Origin of the sequence: Flavobacterium sp. 38-13 (assembly GCF_001899155.1) — a bacterium.
Taxonomy (GTDB): domain Bacteria; phylum Bacteroidota; class Bacteroidia; order Flavobacteriales; family Flavobacteriaceae; genus Flavobacterium; species Flavobacterium lindanitolerans.
On the sequence record NZ_MKVG01000014.1, the window covers coordinates 219,828 to 239,766 of the forward strand.

A 19,939-nucleotide genomic window follows, 5' to 3' on the forward strand; every position below is an offset into this window, starting at 1 on the left:
AAAAAAGAATATGAAAAAATCGATATTATTATTACCAATTTTTTTCTTGATGCTATTGTCGTGCTCAGATGCGTATGATATTATTCAAGATAATGAATTGCCTGAAGACGAAGCCTATGTGACTATTGGCCACTTAAGATCAGGGCTAAATGGAGCATATGCAGCTTATGGGCCTGATTTTGGAGGTGATGCCATAGCATTTAATGACTTGTTTACTGATAACATAAGAAGAGGGCCAAACAATAATGGTCAAGGAGCTGAGGAGTATAATTTCCTTATGCAGCCTAATTCTGATATGCCTACCTCAGTTTGGAGTAACAGATATGCTACTATTAACAGAATTAATAGAGTTTTAAGAGCATATGATAGATTATTCCCTACTTTTAATGAAGCTGACCAAAGAAATGCTAAGCACGTTAAAGGAAATTTATTAGCATTAAGAGCTTTATGTCATTTAGATTTGTTCCAGTATTTTACTGTGGATTACAAGAATCTTTCGGCTCCTTCTATTATAAAAATGGATTTTGTGCCAAGTTCGCCTTTTGATGTATATCCTAGAAATACTGTGGGTGAAATTCTTGCATTTATTAAACAGGATTTAACTGATGCAAAAACTTTCTTGAATGCAGGTTTACAGTTGGTTGATGGTGAAACAACTTTACCTAGTGGTGTAACAGCATATAATTCTGTAATTTATTTAAGACCTGTAGCAGTTGACTTTATCAGATGTAGAGTTGCTTTGTTAGAAGGAGATTATCCAACTGCTGAAAGTATTGCGACTACAATTTTGGCTACTCCAGCTTTTGATTTAGCTAATAGAGCAGCCTACTTACAAATGTATGGTAATGCTGATGCTCCTGGTGAATGTATCTTTAAACTTTCTAGAGTTCTTAACAATAATAGTATTTTAAATTTATTTTATTTTAATACTAATTCTACAGGTCCAATCGATCCATACTTAACAGCTTCAAGACAATTGTACGATTTGTTCCCAGCTGGAAATAGTGCAAATAACCCTGATGTTAGAAGAGTTGTTATTTTCGGAAATGTTGTAACGCCAGAGAATTTAGCTATTAATAATTTCCCAATACGTAAATATGTTGGAAGTACAGATGGGCCTACAATTAATGATGTTAAATTATTCAGATCTTCTGAGCTAAAATTGATTGTTGCTGAATGTAAAGCTAGAAATAGTGATTTTCTAGGTGCTGCCACAGCTGTAAAAGAACTTAGAGATAAGAGAATCAGTACTACCAATGTTCTACCAACATATACTAGCTTAAATGGTGCATTAACAGATATATTGCTTGAAAGAAGAAAAGAATTTGCTTTTGAAGGTCATAGATATCTTGATTTAAAGCGTATTGGAGGTGAGATTAATGTAGGTATCAATAGATTAGAGTCGGATGCTTTTTCATTTAGTGCTCCTACTTCTTTGGCCGCTGGTGATTATAGATTTACTTTGCCAATTCCTACAGTAGAACTTACTGCAAACCCTACGATTGTTCAAAATCCTAATTATTAATTTATTGTTATGAAAAAACTTTTTATCCTTTTAATTTCTGTAGCATCTTTTATTAGCTGCTCAGATGTAGATGGGGTTACCTACAACGATAGTTCGACTTATCTTGGTTTCCAAGCTAGTACGTACAATCTGCCAGTAGTTGTAAACTCTAGTTCTACAGTAGATATTAAATTCGTTGCAAGTAGCAAGTCGAATGTGGCTAGAACTTATAATCTGAGTGTTGTAACAGAAGAAACTAATGCAGATCCTCTTACTTACAGTGTTCCTGCAACTATAACTATTCCTGCAAATTCATATGAAGGAGTTGCTACTATAACTGGTACTGATAATGGTTTGTTAGACTTTGTTGTTAAAAAACTTGTTCTTGAAGTTTCTGGCTTAAATGCTAAAGAATCTACTGATACTGAAAAAATAACAATTAATATGTATGAGGTTTGTCCTTTAGTTATGGAAGATTTCGTTGGTGTTTTCAGTGGAAATCTTTATTACTGGGATAATGGAGACTACGATATTATCGAAGGATCTGCTCCTAATACTTTAGAAATTGTAGATTTTTTCCCATCTACTACAAATCCAAACCTTGTATTGACATATGATGCAGATAACAATGTTACTTTTGCAGACCAAAATACAGGTTACTACGATTCAAATGGTGGATTCTTATGGTTAAGAATGTCAGCTGCTACAGTTGGTACTTCAAAAATAGATCCATGTACAAATAAAATTACCCTTAAGGTGAAATATTACATTCCTAATTTAGGAGCATATCCTGACGGAGAAGATATTTTTACAAAACAGTAATTTTATAATATAATAATTAAGGACAGCTATAAGGAAACTTATAGCTGTTTTTATTTGTCATAACTTAAACTTTTTGTACGGTGTTAAATTTTAGTTTGAAAGTGATATCTCGCTTTTTTTATTTATTTTTGGCATTCTATAAACTATTTACTATGAAAAACTATTACGTTTTAATTAGTGTTTTTTGCACAAGCATACTTTTCTCTCAATCTAAAGAAGATTTGAAAGAGGTAATAAAGAATACTAATGTTCCTGAGCTGATGGAATTAAATAAAAAGTTCCAGGCTGAATATGCAGAACGTCAAGAACGAATTAATGATTATTTGCTAAAGAATCCTCAAGCTTCAAGGGTAATAAAGGATGAGTTTTCCAAAAAAGAAATTTATGATGTTGTAAATGGTGAAGTATCCTATTATGTAACATCAAATGCTGGATCTTCTGCAACTATTCGTACGAATAGATTATACTCTGGAGGATCATTAGGGTTAAATGTACAAGGCCAAGGTATGAAAGCATTTGTCTGGGATGGCGGAGGAGCAAGAACTACCCATGTTGAGTTTCCTAACAATAAGGTTAATATTATTGATGGAGCAGCTCTTGATGATCACGCTACACACGTTACTGGAACTATAGTAGCACAAGGGCTTACTGCTTCTTTAAAAGGTATAGCTTTTGATGCTTCAGCAGATAGTTATGATTGGAATAATGATTATGGTGAAATGGCTATTGAGGCTGCTTCCGGGATGTTAGTGTCTAATCATTCTTATTGGATTGGACAAAATGCAAGATGGAATTTTGGAGCTTATGATTCCAGGGCGAGATCTTTCGATCAGATTGCTTTCAATGCTCCTTTTTATCTAGCAGTTACAGCGGCTGGAAATGATAGGAATGATTCGGCAGATCCGCTAATTGGTCCATATTTGAATCAAAAATTTGGATATAATCTAATAAGAGGAATGCAAAATGGGAAAAATTTCTTAACTGTAGGTGCAGTAAGCCAGGTAAGTAATTATACAGGCCCGGACAGTGTTGTAATGTCTTCTTTTAGTAGTTGGGGGCCAACAGATGATGGTAGAATTAAACCTGAAATTGTTGCTAAAGGAGTAAGTGTGAGGTCAACATTGGTTTCTTCAGATACAGCCTCAGGACTTAAAAGCGGTACTTCTATGGCATCACCTGCTGTAACTGGAGCCGTAGTGTTAATGCAGCAACATTATCATAATATTTTTAATAACTACATGAGGGCAGCAACTGTGAAAGGCTTACTGTTGCACACAGCTGATGAGGCGGGTATATATGATGGTCCGGATTATGAGTATGGATGGGGCTTGCTAAATGCTGAAAAGGCAGCTAATGTTATTACAGGTAAAAATGTTGGGTCTACAATAATTGATGAACTGACTCTGAACAACAGCCAGACATATACAAGATCTATAACTGTAAACGGAACTGAACCTTTGATGGTATCAATTTCTTGGACAGACAGGCCGGGTACCGCCAATAATGGAGTTGAAGACCCGACAGATTTAAATCTTGTAAATGATTTGGATGTTAGAGTAATTAAAACAGATAATACAACATATTTTCCTTGGACATTAGATCCTGCAAACACGTTTAATGCTCCTTTAAGAACTCAAGATAACTTTAGAGACAACTATGAAAAAGTACAGGTTGATAATCCTGGAGGGACATACAATATCGTTGTAACTCACAAAGGTACATTAACAGGAGGTTCACAAAACTTTTCATTGATTGTTTCAGGTCCTCAGGTTTTGAGTACAAAAGAAACGGCTAAGATTGATGATGCAATATCAATTTATCCAAACCCTGTTGCTAACAGTTTGAGTTTTGCTGTATCAAATTCAATTGTTTTGTCTGATGTTTCAATTTATGATGTAACAGGAAAACAGGTTCTTTCAAGTAAAGATTTGTCATCAAACTCTATTGACGTTTCAAGACTTCAATCAGGAGTTTACTTTGCAAAATTTGCTAGTGAAGACAAAACAGTTACCAAAAAATTCATCAAGCAATAATTCTTGAAGTATATACAAAACCCGCTTTTAAAGCGGGTTTTTTTATGTTTTTATTTTACTTAAAAAAAGTATCTTTGCTCAAATTGTATCTGAATGGCAAAGTTTTTTTATGTAGCGCTATTTTTATTACCCCTTTTTGTCTTTGCGCAAACAAAAGACCCACAAACAAAAGGGAATATTGCTGCGGGCAAAGAAAAAAAGGTTCAATTAACCGAACCTGCCAAAAATGACACTATTGCTACAATTGATATGTACAAGATTATCACTCTGCAGCATGATACTACTTATGTTGATACTTCTTTAACCATACAGAAGGAATATAAATTCAATTATCTACGGAAGGATAATTTCGGGTTACTTCCTTTTGCCAACGAAGGACAGACTTTTAATACGCTTGATTATAGCTATAACAAAACGACAGCCTATCCGGGATTTGGATTCGCAGGAAAACATTTCAACTATCTTGAAGTAGACGACATAAAATACTATAATGTTGCTACGCCAATGACAGACCTTTATTTTAAAACTGTTATGGAGCAAGGCCAGATGATAGATGCTTTTATTACCCTGAATACGTCAGAAAGGTTAAACTTTTCAATTGGATACAGAGGTTTGCGTTCGCTTGGAAAATATGTGAATCAGCTTTCAAGTAACGGGAATTTCAAGTTTATGACCAGTTATAATACCTCAAATGAAAGATATTTCTTAAAAGCACATTTTACCGGCCAGGATCTCACCAATGGAGAAAATGGAGGTATTGTAAATCTGGAAGACTTTGAAGGAGGCGATAGTGAATTTGACAACAGGGCAAGGCTGGATGTGTATTTTTTAGATGCTACTTCAATTCTTAAAGGGAATCGTTATTTTATAGACCATCATTTTAGAATCAATGCCAATAAGAGTGCTAACAACCTTTATGTAGACCACCAGTTCAATTACGAAAATAAGTTTTTTGAATATACACAGCCAACAATCGTTACCTCAATCACTACACCTGCACAAGGAACAATCAGAATGTCCAGATTTGGAAGTTCCTACAGGTCAAGCAACATAAATGATAAAACCCGTTATAACAGGATGTACAATAAAGTTGGGGCGACTTATGAAAACAGTACATTAGGGCAGTTCCAGTTTTTTATAGAAGATTTCAGATACAATTATTTCTATAACCGTATAATAATAGAAAGTCCAACCTATACCATTGGGAACCTGTTGTCCGATAAATTTAATTTAGTTGGCGGGCAATACACTTATCAAAAAAACAATTGGAATGGAAGGTTTTTATTTTCAAGCTCAATTTCCGAACAGAAAATGTTTACGCTTGATGCGAACCTGTCCTACAAATTTGATGAAAAAAACAATATACATTTCCAATATCAGAATCTGAGTAAGGTTCCGGATCATATATATAATCTTTTTCAAAGTAGCTATATAGATTATAATTGGGCTAATAATTTTGAAAATGAAAAGATAAATAGCCTGAACGTAAATGCAAATACGCAATGGGCAAATGCATCCTTGCAGGTGTCAAACTTGAAAAATCATTTGTACTTTTTTAATGAAAGCACCTCCCAGGACACATTAACGATCAAACCGGCACAATACTCCAAAGCAATTAATTATTTGTCGCTGAAAGTTTCTAAAGAATTTAAATTCAGAAAATGGGCGCTTGACAATACTGTCCTTTACCAAAAAGTAGCCCAGGACGATGACATTATAAATGTTCCACAATTGGTTACAAGAAATACGCTTTATTATTCTACCCATGTTTTCAAGAAAGCAATGTTTTTACAGACAGGTGTAACATTCAGCTATTTCTCGAAATATTATGCAAATGATTACAATCCGGTTATAGGTGACTTCTACATCCAAACCAAAAGAGAAATAGGAGGTTTTCCAACGTTTGACTTTTTTGTAAATGCTAAGATTCGCAATACAAGAGTCTATCTGAAAGCAGAGCATTTCAATTCGGGTTTTATGGATAAAAATTATTATTCGGCGCCTAATTATCCATACCGTGATTTTATCGTGCGTTTCGGATTGGTTTGGAATTTCTTCTCTTAAGATTTTATATCGCAACTCAGAAGGCGTATAATTTATACTTCATAATTCGTAATTAATTTTGTAGTTCCTATCTTTGTAGCTTAAAAAAATCACGAATTATACATGAAATACGCAAATAATATATTAGAAACTATAGGGAATACGCCCTTAGTAAAACTAAACAAAGTCACTAAAGAGGTCGATGCTTTGGTTTTGGCAAAAGTAGAAACCTTCAATCCCGGCAATTCGGTTAAGGATAGAATGGCGGTAAAGATGATTGAAGACGCCGAAGCTGACGGACGACTAAAACCAGGTGGGACTATTATTGAAGGTACCTCTGGTAATACAGGGATGGGTTTGGCTTTAGGTGCTATTGTAAAAGGATATAAGCTGATTTGTGTAATTTCTGATAAGCAGTCCAAAGAAAAAATGGATATTCTTCGTGCGGTTGGAGCACGGGTTGTGGTTTGTCCGACAGATGTTGAACCAACTGACCCACGTTCTTATTATTCAGTTTCGAAAAGACTGGCCGAAGAAACGCCAAACTCATGGTATGTGAATCAATATGATAATCCATCCAATTCTTTAGCACACTATGAGCAAACCGGTCCGGAAATCTGGGAACAGACGGATGGAAAAATCACGCATTTTGTTGTTGGTGTAGGGACAGGTGGAACTATTTCCGGAGTCGCAAAATTCCTGAAAGAAAAAAATCCTAATATTAAAATTTGGGGTGTTGATACTTATGGTTCTGTATTTAAAAAATACCATGAAACCGGAATTTTTGATGAAAATGAAATTTACTCCTATATCACAGAAGGTATAGGTGAGGACATCCTTCCAAAGAATGTTGATTTCTCACTAATAGATGGTTTTACAAAAGTAACCGATAAAGATGCAGCAGTTTATACAAGAAAAATTGCCTTGGAAGAAGGGATTTTCGTTGGTAATTCAGCCGGTTCAGCTATAAAAGGTGTGTTGCAGTTAAAAGAGCATTTCAAGCCGGAGGATGTCGTTGTGGTTCTTTTCCATGATTCGGGAAGTCGTTACGTGGGTAAAATGTTCAATGACGACTGGATGCGTGAAAGAGGATTCCTTGATGAAGAAATTACAAAAGCGGAAGACGTAATCAAAGATCATATAGATAAACCATTGGTGGTAGTCCGTACAGAAGAATTAGTTTCTCATGCCATTGAAAGAATGCGCAAATATAAAATTTCACAAATTCCTGTAATCGATATCAATGGTTTTGTAGGATCGGTTGATGAAACGGATTTATTCCAAAGCTATGTTTCAGATAAAAATGTAGCCGATAAACCAATTAAGGAAGTTATGGGCAAGCCTTATCCGATTGTGAAATCGGGAACTTCAATAGAAGAAGTTTCTAAATTGTTCAGCAAAGACAATCAGGCAGTACTGGTTGATTTGGGTAACGGGAAACATCATATTATTACCAAATACGATATTATTGGTTCTATAAAATAATAGTTCAGACAATAAAAAAAGCCTAACATATTTGTTAGGCTTTTTTTATTGAAAAAATGGATTAATCACCAATTAAGATTCCTGAAACATTCCAGGAACTAAAACCGCCGCCTTCATTAGGACCTTGAGGAATTTTTACCTGAATAGAATGCCTACCTGCTTTAAGGTCGCCTAATTCGATTAACATAGGGTTGGTTACTGTTCCAGGGCACCAGTTGGAACGGCTATAGTCGGACGAAGATAATCCGTTGTTGAAGTTGCCTGAAGCCGGATTAAAAAGACGATAAGAACCGCAATCCATTCGCCAGGGAATAAAACCGAATGCTTCTTTTCCATCCAATAGAATCGTGTTTTTCTTTGGAACAAACTCATCTCCATTTTCCCATCCCCCATGTCCGGTTGTAATATAACGGAGTTTGGCATTTTTTACATCTTTTTCCAAAACGAAATCTACAACCAGTCCTTTTTCATTATTGAACATCGTTGCATATTCCTGGCCGGCCATCTCCATGATGTTGGTCGTGTTGAAAAGAGGCAGTACGAAGGTGTCTTTAGGGGATTGTCTTTCTTCTCCATGAATTGTAATGTTCAGGCTTATCTTATGCCCGCCTTTATCATAATTCCCAATAAAAGTTCCTATATAAACTTCCTGATTGCTCAAGGCAGAATACAGTTCTGAAATATCCTGACGATAAGGTACACTTTCGTGCCAGGTCTTATCTTTTAGCTGTATGTGTCCATACTGTTTGATGCCAAAAGGAGTAAAAAATCGCATTAATTCTAATAGTGGCGAAAACTCGCCTGTTTTTATTACGCCCTGATATTGTTTTCCATTTCCGTTCTCATAGACAGGAAGTGTCTTGGCTCCATTTTTCAGTCCTTCCATAAAAGAAAATTTTTCTTTGGCAGGAATGGCGAAAACGGTTCCAGTCCTGTCATACGCATCTCCGTTGGATTGTTCTTTCAAGTCAACAAATACCTGACTGCCCGATTTGATTTCAGGAAACTTTATTTTTTTCAGGATAATCGTCCCGTTGGCAAATCTGAGAATGCTGTCGTTTGATTTTGATGCATCGGAAAAATTAATGACTTCGTTTTCGAAAACCGGAATGGTAATAAATCGGCTTTTCCACAGCAGGTCGCGATAGGTTAAAGCGTCAATAGCTGAAAAGTTACTTTTTAATGTAAGTAAGCTGGTTGGTATCGATTTGATTTTTTCAATTTTTGTAGCAGTAATGATGTAATTGTTATTGCGGTTCATTTCGAGTACCAAACCTAATTTCTGTCCTAAAATGCTTGACGCACCTTTAATGTTCAGGTCATTCGTAAACCACAGCTCAATAGTATTTGAGTTGATAATCGTCTTTGCCTTTTTACATTTATATCCTAAAATAGTGCGGGTTTCATTTCCAATTTCAAAGGTTTGTTTTGCCAGAGACAAGCTGTCAACAGTAAAAATTTTTCTTGAGGCAGAAAGACGTGCAAGTTGAATGACATTAGAATTTTGGGTAATAAAAGTCTCTTCAAAAGGATATTCGGCTTTGCCGGTAATATTGTTTTCAGAAGTAATGATAGATTCATTGGCATCCGAAAATACCAAAACAGGATCCTGGCCTTCGATTGTTTTTCCGTTTGAAGTTCTGGAATAGGTTATTTTATAGGCCTTGTTGTTTTTTTGAGCCGTAGAAGCAATCGTAAAAAAAGCAAAAATGATTAAGAAGTAGAGTTTCATGGTTCATATAATAGTTAGTATCGCAAAGATAGATTTGTTTGTTAAATAATATTTGCTACATTAGTTAATCTTTTGAGTAATACACGCCTAATAATAATTTTAAGATCCATACAGATGAAAGAAGATTTTCTGCATTTTCTCTGGCAGTTCAAAAAGTTTGATCTTGCCCGATTATACACTACTCAGGGAGAAAAACTCACTATTATCAGTTCAGGGCTCTATCTTCAGAAAGCCGGGCCAGATTTTTTTAATGCCCAGATTGTTATAGGTGCCCAAAAATGGGCCGGAAATGTTGAAATACATCGCAAGTCATCAGACTGGTATTTGCATAACCATGAAACTGATCCTAATTATGACAATGTAATTCTTCATGTTGTATGGGAACATGATACAGAAGTTTTCAGAAAAGACAACACGGAACTTGCCGTTTTGGAACTGAGTAAATTTGTTTCTGGAAAAATGTTGGAGAATTACGAATCGCTAATGCTGGATAAAACCTGGCTTTTTTGTGAAAAACAGATTGCCTCGGTAGATAGTTTTGTGCTGGATAATTGGAAAGAACGGCAGTTTTTTGAAAGGCTTGAAAAAAAATCACGATTGATATGGAATACATTTTCAGAGACCTTAAATGATTGGGAAGCTTTGTTGTTTTGCCTTTTGGCGAAAAACTTCGGACTAAACAATAATGGTGAAACCTTTTTAAAGATGGCACTTTCCATTCCTTTTCAGAAAATCAGAAAGGAAAGTTTTGAAGTCAGAAATTTGGAAGCCTTATTTTATGGTCGGGCTGGATTGCTTAATAATGAAAATGAAGATGTTTATTTTCAGGATTTGAAAGGACGATGGGATTATTTAAGAAATAAGCATCTTTTGAAGAGAATATATGTTGAACCGGTACAGTTTTTTAGACTCCGCCCAAGTAATTTTCCGACGATCAGACTTTCGCAATTGGCCAATCTGTATCATTCAAAGCCAAATTTATTTTCGGAAGTCATAGAAAGCAAATCGCTTGCAGAGTTTTATAAAATCTTTAATGTGTCTGCTTCTGACTATTGGAACGAACATTACCAGTTTGACAGGCAAAGCCACAGAAAAGAGAAAAAGCTTACGAATACTTTTATTGATTTATTACTGATTAATACCGTCGTTCCGCTAAAATTTGCTTACGCTGCTTATGTAGGTAATGATATTTCTGAGGAGATTGTACAATTGCTTTCTGAAATTCCGGCAGAGAAAAACATAATTATCGATAAGTTCCGCGATTTTGGGATTGTTGCGAACAATGCCTATGAAACGCAGGCCTTATTACAGCTCAAAAACGAATATTGTAACAAGAAACGCTGCCTGGAATGTGGAATTGGGCTCGAACTCATGAAAAACTGAAAATAGTAGTATTAAAAAAATGGAAAATGCTTACTTTTGAACTTTCCAATGATATGTCGTTTATAACAAACATCAGGCACTTTTTTGAAAAGCACGGCTTTGAAGTATCGTCCCGTTTGGCAGACAGGCTCGGGATGAGGGCTTCCAGTGTCCGATTGTTTTTTATCTATATTTCCTTTTTTACTGTAGGTCTCTGGTTTGGGGTTTATCTCACACTTGCCTTTCTGGTCAGGTTAAAAGACCTTGTCTATACAAAACGGAGTTCCGTTTTTGATTTGTAAATTCTTTATTTACACCATTTCTTTTTTCTACGCCAACCAATTTCTTATATATGCCAATAAACAAATCTTTCTTCAGGTTTGATTCCAAACAACGCATGGGTATTTTTGTACTACTCATGATTATACTGATAATACAGTTAACGGCTTATTTTATTGATGTGACAATTAAGGAAGACGTCTCTGTTGAAAAACAAGAGTGGCTTTCTCTTCAAACAGAAATGGATTCCCTGAAAATTGCAAAGACAAGCCGTAAACCGGAAATGTATCCTTTTAACCCTAATTTCATTACAGATTATAAAGGCTATAAATTAGGGATGTCTACCATTGAAATAGACAGGCTTCTGGAATTCAGAAAGGCAAATAAATATGTAAATTCTGCACAAGAATTTCAGACAGTCACAAAAATTTCCGATTCATTGTTAAATGTCATTTCTCCGTATTTCAAATTTCCGGATTGGGTTAAAAATAAGAAGAATGATTTTTCACAAGAAAAACAGCCTGCGTTTAAGAAAGAGAAAATAGCACTTATCGATATCAATAAGGCGACCCAGGAAGACCTGGTGAAAATATATGGAATCGGATCGGGTTTGTCTGAACGGATTTTGAAGCAAAAAGATTTGCTGGGAGGTTTTGTCAGCATGGAGCAGATGAGTGACATATGGGGATTATCGCCGGAAGTTATTGAAAAGCTAAATGTGCAATTTTATGTTGGATCACTGACGGAAATTAAGAAAATAAAAATAAATGATGCATCTGTAAAAGAACTGTCTCAATTCCCGTATTTTAGATATCCGGTTAGTAAGGAAATAGTCACTTACAGAAGCATGAATAATGGGGTTTTAACTATTGAGGATTTAACAAAAGTTAAAGGTTTTCCTGTTGAAAAAATAAAAATAATTGCTTTATATTTGGAATTCTAAAAAAATGACATAAAAATACCCTTAATTATATATATGAATTCAACATACTTTACCGAAGAACACGAATTATTTAGAAAGAGCCTACAAGATTTTTTACAAAAAGAAGTGGTCCCGCATATTGAAAAATGGGAAAAAACAGGAACAATAGAGCGTTTTATTTGGAAAAAATTTGGCGAAATGGGTTTCTTCGGAATCAATTATCCTGAAGCTTACGGAGGGATGAATTTGGATTTATTTTATACTGTGGTTTTTTTAGAGGAACTTCAGAAAATTAAATCTTCGGGCTTTGCAGCAGCAATGTGGGCTCATGCTTATTTGGCAATGACGCACTTAAATGCAGAAGGCGACGAGAGGATCAAACAGGATTATTTAGCTACGAGTATTTCAGGAGATAAAATAGGGGCATTGTGTATTACAGAGCCTTTTGGAGGAAGCGATGTTGCCGGAATGCGTACAACAGCAGTTAAGCAGGGTAATAAATATGTTATTAATGGCTCAAAAACTTTTATCACAAATGGTGTCTATGCAGATTATTATGTAGTAGCGGCCAAAACAAGTCCGGAATTGGGCAATAAGGGTATAAGTATGTTTTTAGTGGATTCGAATCTAAAAGGGATAGCCACTACAAAACTGGATAAATTAGGATGGAGAGCTTCAGATACTGCCGAAATTGCATTTGATAATGTTGAAATTCCCGAAGAGAATCTTATGGGAGAAGAAGGAAAAGGTTTTCCTTATATTATGCAGCATTTTGCACTCGAACGATTGATTATGGCAATAAATGCGCATGCGAGAGCTGAATATGCCATTGAATATACTATAGGGTATATGTCGGAACGTGAGGCGTTTGGAAAAACGATAGACAAATTTCAGGCATTAAGACACACCATTGTTGAACATGCGACAGATGTGGAACACTGCAAAATATTTAACTATGCCACAGTTGCCAGGCTAAACCAAAAAGAATATGTGGTGAAAGAGGCCTCGATGGCTAAATTGAAATCTACCAAAGTGGCTGATGAAACAATCTATAGCTGTTTGCAAATGTTAGGAGGTTATGGATATATGGAAGAATATCCTCTGGCGCGTTTATTGAGAGATAGTCGTTTAGGTCCGATTGGTGGAGGAACCTCAGAAATTTTAAAAGAAATTTTATCGAAAATAATAATCGACAAGCAGAATTATAAACCGGCGGTAAAATAAATTTCCAATTTATAATTCTTAATTCATAATTATTTTATAAGTTTGCAGCCTTAATGAGAGGAGGTGTCATACTTATGTTAATTATACCAATTAAAGACGGAGAAAATATCGATAGAGCATTAAAGCGCTATAAGAGAAAATTTGATAAAACTGGAACAGTTCGTCAATTAAGAGCACGTCAGGCTTTCATAAAGCCGTCTGTTGTCAGAAGAGCTCAAATCCAAAAAGCTGGTTACATCCAAAGCCTTAGAGATCAATTAGAAAATTAATATTAATTTTCTTCAAGATAAAACCGTTAGTCATGAAAGTTTAATACCTTTGATGCTAACGGTTTTTTTATGCTTGATAATAAAGAATCATTTAAGGATTATCTTCAAAAAGAGAAAAAATATTCCCTTCATACGGTTACGGCCTACAGTAATGATTTGTCTGATTTTGAGGCTTTTTTAAAGCAGGATTTTGATCAGGACAGTCTGGAGGATGTGAATTACAGTCAGATCCGAAGCTGGATTGTTTCCCTGGTCGATGCCGGTATCTCAAATACGTCGGTCAACAGGAAAATTTCTTCCCTGAAATCATTTTATAAATTCCTTTTAAAAATAAAGCGGATTCAGGTAAGTCCGTTGCTGAAACACAAGGCGTTAAAAACGCCAAAAAAACTACAAATCCCTTTCTCTGAAAAAGAATTAGATAATGTGTTGAATTATATTGTCTATCCGGAAGGTTTTGAAGGAATGCGTGACAAGCTTATTATAGATTTGTTTTATACGACAGGAATACGTCGGGCGGAACTGATTGGGCTTAAGGTAGCCAACGTAGATTTGTCGAAAGGTGTTCTGAAGGTTTTGGGGAAAAGAAATAAAGAGAGGATTCTTCCGATGCTACCCGTGATACAGGAGCAAATACGCTTGTATTTGTCTGAAAGGGCTGGTCTGGAAGAGATTAAAGATGGGGAGTTTTTCTTTCTTACGTTAAAAGGAGTTAAATTAAACGATTCGCTTGTTTATCGACTAATAAATATGTACTTTAGTAATGTCTCGGAGAAAGTAAAAAAGAGTCCGCATGTCTTGCGACATACCTTTGCGACTCATATGCTGAATAACGGGGCAGATTTAAACTCAGTAAAAGAATTATTAGGACATTCCAGTTTGGCATCCACTCAAATATATACCCACAGCAGCTTGGCTGAGCTGAAAAAGGTTTACGGAGATGCACATCCCCGGAATCAGAAATAATTCAAAAATGTTCAACCATGTAAAATTTTATTATTATGAAGGTAAACGTTCATGCAGTTAACTTTAATGTTGACGGAAAGCTTGTAGCATTCATTCAGGCCAGATTGGATAAGTTAGAAAAGTACTATGACAGAGTGGTTTCGTCAGATGTTTTTTTGAAGGTGGAAAAAACGAGTGATAAGGAAAATAAGATAGTGGAGATAAAAATCCATGTTCCCGGAGATGAGTTTATTGTCAAAAAACAATGTAAAACATTTGAGGAAGGAGTGGAACTTTCGTCTGAAGCTTTAGAGAGGTTGTTGGTGAAACGAAAAGAAAAGATAAGAACACATATATAATATAATTTTTTTTCAAAAATATTTTGATTAAGAAACAAAATGATATACATTTGCAGTCCGTTAGAAATAGCGGACTTTTTTTATTGAGTTTGCCGGTGTAGCTCAGCTGGCTAGAGCAGCTGATTTGTAATCAGCAGGTCGTGGGTTCGAGTCCCTCTATCGGCTCAGTTCTTTTATTAGATTGAAAACAAAATGGTTAGGGGAGATACTCAAGCGGCCAACGAGGACGGACTGTAAATCCGTTGGGAAACCTTCGCAGGTTCGAATCCTGCTCTCCCCACAAAAAAAATGATTTGTGGGTTGGGATTTAAGATTTGTGTCTTAAATCAAAAACCTTAAATCAGAAAATCCTAATCGGGATTCCCTGCCGGTGTAGCTCAGGGGTAGAGTGCTTCCTTGGTAAGGAAGAGGTCACGGGTTCAAATCCCGTCATTGGCTCAAGTAAGTAAGAATTTGAACACTAATATATAACTAAGATTAAAATTAAGTAAAATGGCAAAGGAGAATTTTAACCGTTCCAAACCGCACTTAAATATAGGTACAATTGGACACGTAGATCACGGAAAAACTACATTGACTGCTGCAATTACTAAAGTAATGGCAGAAGCTGGTTTTTCTAAAACAGCTGCAAAATCTTTCGATCAGATTGATAATGCTCCTGAAGAAAAAGAAAGAGGTATTACGATCAATACATCACACGTTGAGTACGAAACTGCTAACCGTCACTACGCACACGTTGACTGTCCAGGTCACGCGGATTACGTAAAGAACATGGTTACTGGTGCTGCTCAGATGGACGGTGCTATCTTGGTTGTAGCTGCTACTGACGGACCAATGCCGCAAACTCGTGAGCACATCCTTTTAGGTCGCCAGGTAGGTATTCCTAGAATCGTTGTATTCATGAACAAAGTGGATATGGTTGATGATGCTGAGTTGTTAGAGCTAGTTGAAATGGAAATCAGAGACTTGTTGTCTTTCTACGAATATGATGGAGATAATGGTCCAGTTATCCAGGGTTCTGCTTTGGGTGGATTGAACGGAGATGCTACATGGGTTCCTAAAATTATGGAATTGATGGAAGCTGTTGACAACTGGATTGAAGAGCCAGTTCGTGACGTTGCTAAGCCATTCTTGATGCCAGTTGAAGACGTATTTACAATTACAGGTCGTGGAACTGTTGCTACAGGTCGTATCGAAACTGGAGTTGCAAACACAGGAGATGCTGTTGAAATCATCGGTATGGGAGCTGACAAATTGACTTCTACAATTACTGGAGTTGAGATGTTCCGTAAAATCCTTGACAGAGGTGAAGCTGGAGATAACGTAGGTTTGTTGTTGAGAGGTATTGATAAAGCTGATATCAAAAGAGGTATGGTTATTATTAAGCCAGGATCAGTTAAGCCACACGCTAAATTCAAAGCTGAGGTTTATATCTTGAAAAAAGAAGAAGGTGGTCGTCACACGCCATTCCACAATAACTACCGTCCGCAGTTCTACGTACGTACAACTGACGTAACAGGAGTTATTGCTTTACCAGCAGGTGTAGAGATGGTAATGCCAGGTGATAACTTGACTATCGAAGTTAGCTTGTTGAGCCCAATTGCTATGAACGTAGGTTTACGTTTCGCTATCCGTGAGGGTGGTAGAACAGTTGGTGCTGGTCAGGTAACTGAAATTTTAGACTAATTATCTATTAAATAAATAGCCAGCAGAGAGCCTCTGGGTTGCTCTGCTGGTTTTTAATAAACGGGCGTAGTTCAAGGGTAGAATAGCGGTCTCCAAAACCGTTGATGGGGGTTCGAATCCCTCCGCCCGTGCAAAAATAAATTACAATGACAAAAGTTGTTAATTACATAACCGAAGCTTTCGGTGAATTAAAAAATAATGTTACTTGGCCGGAATGGGCAGAAGTACAGCGCTTGACAATTGTAGTTGCTGTTTTCTCTGTAATATTCGCCTTGGCAACATGGGGAGTAGACGTTGTTTTCGCAAAAGCATTAGCTGGTTTCTTTAATTTGATAAAAGGTTAATTTTTTGAGATGGCGGATAATAATGTGAAAAAATGGTATGTGGTCAGAGCGGTAAGCGGACAGGAAAACAAAGTCAAAGCTTATATCGAAACTGAAATCAACAGATTGGGAATGGCTGATTATATTTCTCAGGTGCTTGTGCCTACTGAAAAAGTGGTACAGGTAAGAGATGGGAAAAAAATCAGCAAAGATAAAGTCTATTTTCCTGGTTATGTAATGATTGAGGCTAATCTTGTTGGCGAAATACCTCATATTATCAAGTCTATTACTAGTGTTATTGGTTTCTTAGGGGAAGTTAAAGGGGGTGACCCTGTGCCTTTAAGACAATCTGAGGTAAACAGGATGTTAGGAAAAGTAGATGAGTTGGCTGTTAAGACAGACAATCATGCTATTCCTTTTACTGTTGGAGAAACAATTAAGGTTGTTGATGGTCCTTTCAATGGTTTCAACGGAACTGTTGAGAAAATCAATGAAGAAAAGCGTAAGCTTGAGGTAATGGTGAAAATTTTCGGTAGAAAGACGCCATTAGAATTGAGTTTTATGCAAGTTGAAAAAGTATAATTTTTGTTACACATATAGTAAAAACCGCATCTATCGCTTCCAAGATGATGCGTTAAATTTTTTAAACAATGGCTAAAGAGATTAGTAAAGTAGTTAAACTACAAGTTAAGGGAGGTGCCGCGAATCCATCGCCACCGGTTGGACCTGCTCTGGGTGCTGCTGGGGTTAACATCATGGAGTTCTGTAAGCAATTTAATGCTAGAACACAAGATAAGCCTGGCAAAGTGTTACCAGTACAAATTACTGTTTACAAAGATAAGTCTTTCGACTTCGTTGTAAAAACACCACCTGCTGCTATTCAACTATTAGAGGCTGCAAAATTGAAGTCTGGTTCTGGAGAGCCTAATCGTAAAAAAGTAGCGAAAGTTACTATGGATCAGATTAGAGCTATCGCTGAGGACAAGATGGCTGATTTGAACGCGTTCACAATTGAGTCTGCTATGAGCATGATTGCTGGAACAGCTAGATCTATGGGTATAACTGTAACGGGAGACGCTCCTTCTAATTAAGAAAAGACATGGCAAAATTGACAAAAAAACAAAAAGAAGCTGCATCAAAAATTGAGAAAAACAAGCTGTATTCTTTGAAAGATGCTTCTGCATTAATCAAGACAGTTGCTTCTGCAAAATTTGATGAGTCTGTTGATATCGCTGTTAAATTGGGTGTAGATCCAAGAAAAGCAAATCAAATGGTTAGAGGTGTAGTAACATTGCCTCACGGAACTGGAAAAGATGTCAGAGTTTTGGCATTGGTTACTCCAGATAAAGAAGCTGAAGCTAAAGCTGCTGGTGCAGACCACGTAGGTTTAGATGACTATTTGCAAAAAATCAAAGATGGTTGGACAGATGTTGATGTAATCATCACTATGCCGGCTGTAATGGGTAAACTAGGACCATTAGGAAGAATCTTAGGACCAAGAGGTCTTATGCCAAACCCTAAGACAGGAACAGTTACTATGGATGTTGCAAAAGCAGTTCAGGAAGTAAAATCAGGTAAAATCGACTTTAAAGTTGACAAGACTGGTATCGTTCATGCAGGAATCGGAAGAGTTTCTTTCGGTGCTGAGCAAATCTCAGAAAATGCGCATGAAATTATTCAAACATTAATCAAAATGAAACCAACTGCAGCGAAAGGTACTTACATTAAGAGTATCCACATCTCAGCAACAATGAGTCCTGCTATTGCTTTAGATCCTAAAGCGGTATAATTGGTAGTTAAAAATTTTTAGTATGACTAGAGAAGAAAAATCAATCGCGATTGGAGATTTAACTGCACAGTTAGCTGGTACAAATATTGTTTATGTAGCAGATATTTCTGGACTAAATGCAGAAACTACTTCAAGTTTAAGAAGAGCTTGCTTCAAAGCGGGTATCAAACTGGAAGTTGTTAAGAACACATTGCTTGAAAAAGCTATGGAAGCTTCTGAAAACAACTACGGTGAACTACCAGGAGTTTTGAAAGGAAACACTTCTATATTCATTGCAGACGTAGCTAATGCTCCTGCAAAAATCATTAAAGAATTCCGTAAAAAATCTGATAAGCCAGTTTTTAAAGGGGCATTCATCAACAATGAAATTTACATTGGAGATAACCTTTTAGATTCTCTTGCTTCACTTAAATCTAAGGAAGAAGTTATCGGAGAAATCATCGGATTACTTCAGTCTCCGGCTCAAAGAGTTATTTCTGCTCTTAAGAACCAATTCGCTAACGAAGAAGGAGCTGAGTCTTAATCAGTACGCACAAATAAATTATATTTAAAAAATCATTTAAACGATAGAAAAAATGGCAGATTTGAAACAATTCGCAGAACAATTAGTTAACTTGACTGTAAAAGAAGTTAACGATTTAGCAACAATATTAAAAGAAGAGTACGGTATCGAACCAGCTGCAGCTGCTGTTGTAGTTTCTGGTGGTGGTGATGCTGGTGCAGCTGCTGAAGAGCAAACAGAATTCACTGTAGTATTGAAAGATGCTGGTGCTTCTAAATTAGCTGTTGTTAAAGCTGTAAAAGAACTTACAGGTTTAGGTCTTAAAGAAGCTAAAGACTTAGTTGACGCTGCTCCTGCAAACGTTAAAGAAGGTGTTTCTAAAGACGAGGCTGAAGGTCTTAAAAAATCTTTAGAAGAAGCTGGAGCTGTAGTTGAGCTTAAATAAGCTTACTAAGTTACAATAACTAGGTTTAGGCCTTGGACAGAGACGTCCAATGGCCTAAACCATTTTTCGTATAATAAAATTATATCAAGTTTTATTATAATAATAGTTTAAAATACGAAAAAGTTTTTGATCAATACGAAGACAAAAAATCAAAACCGGATTTTCCCTGTTTTATTTTTCAAGATGTATTGATTACAAAAAGAAAAGTATAATTA

Annotated in this window: 20 protein-coding genes and 4 tRNA genes; 23 read left to right on the forward strand and 1 reads right to left on the reverse strand. The window is 36.1% G+C overall.

The window, feature by feature from the left end:
• Positions 1–10 precede the first annotated feature (10 nt).
• From BGO88_RS09370 to BGO88_RS09390, 5 genes are all read left to right on the forward strand, one after another.
• Entirely contained in the window at positions 11–1,525 is a 1,515-nt protein-coding gene (locus tag BGO88_RS09370) for a RagB/SusD family nutrient uptake outer membrane protein (RefSeq protein ID WP_286706701.1), read from the forward strand.
• A 9-nt stretch (positions 1,526–1,534) separates the two neighbouring features.
• Positions 1,535–2,326 carry a hypothetical protein gene (locus BGO88_RS09375; protein WP_286706702.1) on the forward strand — a complete coding sequence of 264 codons (792 nt, stop codon included), beginning with the start codon at positions 1,535–1,537 and terminating at the stop codon, positions 2,324–2,326.
• 152 nt (positions 2,327–2,478) lie between these two features.
• Complete coding sequence (locus BGO88_RS09380; RefSeq protein WP_286706703.1) at positions 2,479–4,359, forward strand: S8 family serine peptidase; 1,881 nt, start codon at positions 2,479–2,481, stop codon at positions 4,357–4,359.
• Between the two features lie 93 nt (positions 4,360–4,452).
• Positions 4,453–6,423, forward strand: a complete 1,971-nt coding sequence (locus BGO88_RS09385; RefSeq protein ID WP_286706704.1) for a putative porin — start codon at positions 4,453–4,455, stop codon at positions 6,421–6,423.
• Positions 6,424–6,525: 102 nt separating this feature from the next.
• A complete protein-coding gene (locus BGO88_RS09390; protein WP_056069274.1) occupies positions 6,526–7,887 on the forward strand; it encodes a pyridoxal-phosphate dependent enzyme in 1,362 nt (453 codons plus the stop codon).
• 61 nt (positions 7,888–7,948) lie between these two features.
• Here the strand turns inward: BGO88_RS09390 and BGO88_RS09395 are convergent, their stop codons facing one another.
• Complete coding sequence (locus BGO88_RS09395) at positions 7,949–9,619, reverse strand: PNGase F N-terminal domain-containing protein (RefSeq protein WP_286706705.1); 1,671 nt, start codon at positions 9,617–9,619, stop codon at positions 7,949–7,951.
• Positions 9,620–9,733: 114 nt separating this feature from the next.
• On the opposite strand from BGO88_RS09395, the gene BGO88_RS09400 reads away from it, so the two are divergent.
• The 18 genes from BGO88_RS09400 to rplL all read left to right on the forward strand — a co-directional run bounded on the left by BGO88_RS09400 (position 9,734) and on the right by rplL (position 19,724).
• Complete coding sequence (locus BGO88_RS09400) at positions 9,734–11,002, forward strand: DUF2851 family protein (RefSeq protein WP_286706706.1); 1,269 nt, start codon at positions 9,734–9,736, stop codon at positions 11,000–11,002.
• Positions 11,003–11,055: 53 nt separating this feature from the next.
• On the forward strand, positions 11,056–11,283 hold the full coding sequence (locus BGO88_RS09405; protein ID WP_056071361.1) for a hypothetical protein: 228 nt from the start codon (positions 11,056–11,058) through the stop codon (positions 11,281–11,283).
• Positions 11,284–11,333: 50 nt separating this feature from the next.
• Entirely contained in the window at positions 11,334–12,203 is an 870-nt protein-coding gene (locus tag BGO88_RS09410) for a ComEA family DNA-binding protein (RefSeq protein ID WP_286706707.1), read from the forward strand.
• A 33-nt stretch (positions 12,204–12,236) separates the two neighbouring features.
• Complete coding sequence (locus BGO88_RS09415; protein WP_056069287.1) at positions 12,237–13,406, forward strand: acyl-CoA dehydrogenase family protein; 1,170 nt, start codon at positions 12,237–12,239, stop codon at positions 13,404–13,406.
• Between the two features lie 74 nt (positions 13,407–13,480).
• A complete protein-coding gene (rpsU, locus tag BGO88_RS09420; RefSeq protein WP_056071364.1) occupies positions 13,481–13,675 on the forward strand; it encodes a 30S ribosomal protein S21 in 195 nt (64 codons plus the stop codon).
• A 69-nt stretch (positions 13,676–13,744) separates the two neighbouring features.
• Positions 13,745–14,641 carry a tyrosine-type recombinase/integrase gene (locus tag BGO88_RS09425; RefSeq protein WP_286706708.1) on the forward strand — a complete coding sequence of 299 codons (897 nt, stop codon included), beginning with the start codon at positions 13,745–13,747 and terminating at the stop codon, positions 14,639–14,641.
• Positions 14,642–14,676: 35 nt separating this feature from the next.
• On the forward strand, positions 14,677–14,979 hold the full coding sequence (gene hpf / locus BGO88_RS09430; protein ID WP_056069292.1) for a ribosome hibernation-promoting factor, HPF/YfiA family: 303 nt from the start codon (positions 14,677–14,679) through the stop codon (positions 14,977–14,979).
• Positions 14,980–15,070: 91 nt separating this feature from the next.
• Positions 15,071–15,144: transfer RNA gene (locus BGO88_RS09435), tRNA-Thr, on the forward strand.
• A gap of 34 nt (positions 15,145–15,178) precedes the next feature.
• Positions 15,179–15,259: transfer RNA gene (locus BGO88_RS09440), tRNA-Tyr, on the forward strand.
• A gap of 86 nt (positions 15,260–15,345) precedes the next feature.
• Positions 15,346–15,417, forward strand: a tRNA-Thr gene (locus BGO88_RS09445).
• Between the two features lie 54 nt (positions 15,418–15,471).
• Positions 15,472–16,665 (forward strand): elongation factor Tu, encoded by a 1,194-nt coding sequence (tuf, locus tag BGO88_RS09450; protein WP_056069295.1) that lies wholly within the window; start codon positions 15,472–15,474, stop codon positions 16,663–16,665.
• Between the two features lie 60 nt (positions 16,666–16,725).
• Positions 16,726–16,796: transfer RNA gene (locus tag BGO88_RS09455), tRNA-Trp, on the forward strand.
• 15 nt (positions 16,797–16,811) lie between these two features.
• Positions 16,812–17,009 (forward strand): preprotein translocase subunit SecE, encoded by a 198-nt coding sequence (gene secE, locus BGO88_RS09460; protein ID WP_056069298.1) that lies wholly within the window; start codon positions 16,812–16,814, stop codon positions 17,007–17,009.
• A 9-nt stretch (positions 17,010–17,018) separates the two neighbouring features.
• Entirely contained in the window at positions 17,019–17,570 is a 552-nt protein-coding gene (gene nusG / locus BGO88_RS09465) for a transcription termination/antitermination protein NusG (RefSeq protein WP_056069301.1), read from the forward strand.
• Positions 17,571–17,638: 68 nt separating this feature from the next.
• Complete coding sequence (rplK, locus tag BGO88_RS09470) at positions 17,639–18,079, forward strand: 50S ribosomal protein L11 (protein WP_056069304.1); 441 nt, start codon at positions 17,639–17,641, stop codon at positions 18,077–18,079.
• Between the two features lie 8 nt (positions 18,080–18,087).
• Entirely contained in the window at positions 18,088–18,777 is a 690-nt protein-coding gene (gene rplA / locus BGO88_RS09475; RefSeq protein ID WP_056069306.1) for a 50S ribosomal protein L1, read from the forward strand.
• 22 nt (positions 18,778–18,799) lie between these two features.
• Positions 18,800–19,300: a 50S ribosomal protein L10 gene (rplJ, locus tag BGO88_RS09480; RefSeq protein ID WP_229563171.1), complete on the forward strand. Its 501-nt coding sequence runs from the start codon at positions 18,800–18,802 to the stop codon at positions 19,298–19,300.
• A 52-nt stretch (positions 19,301–19,352) separates the two neighbouring features.
• Positions 19,353–19,724, forward strand: a complete 372-nt coding sequence (gene rplL / locus BGO88_RS09485; RefSeq protein ID WP_056069312.1) for a 50S ribosomal protein L7/L12 — start codon at positions 19,353–19,355, stop codon at positions 19,722–19,724.
• The last annotated feature ends 215 nt before the right edge of the window (positions 19,725–19,939 follow it).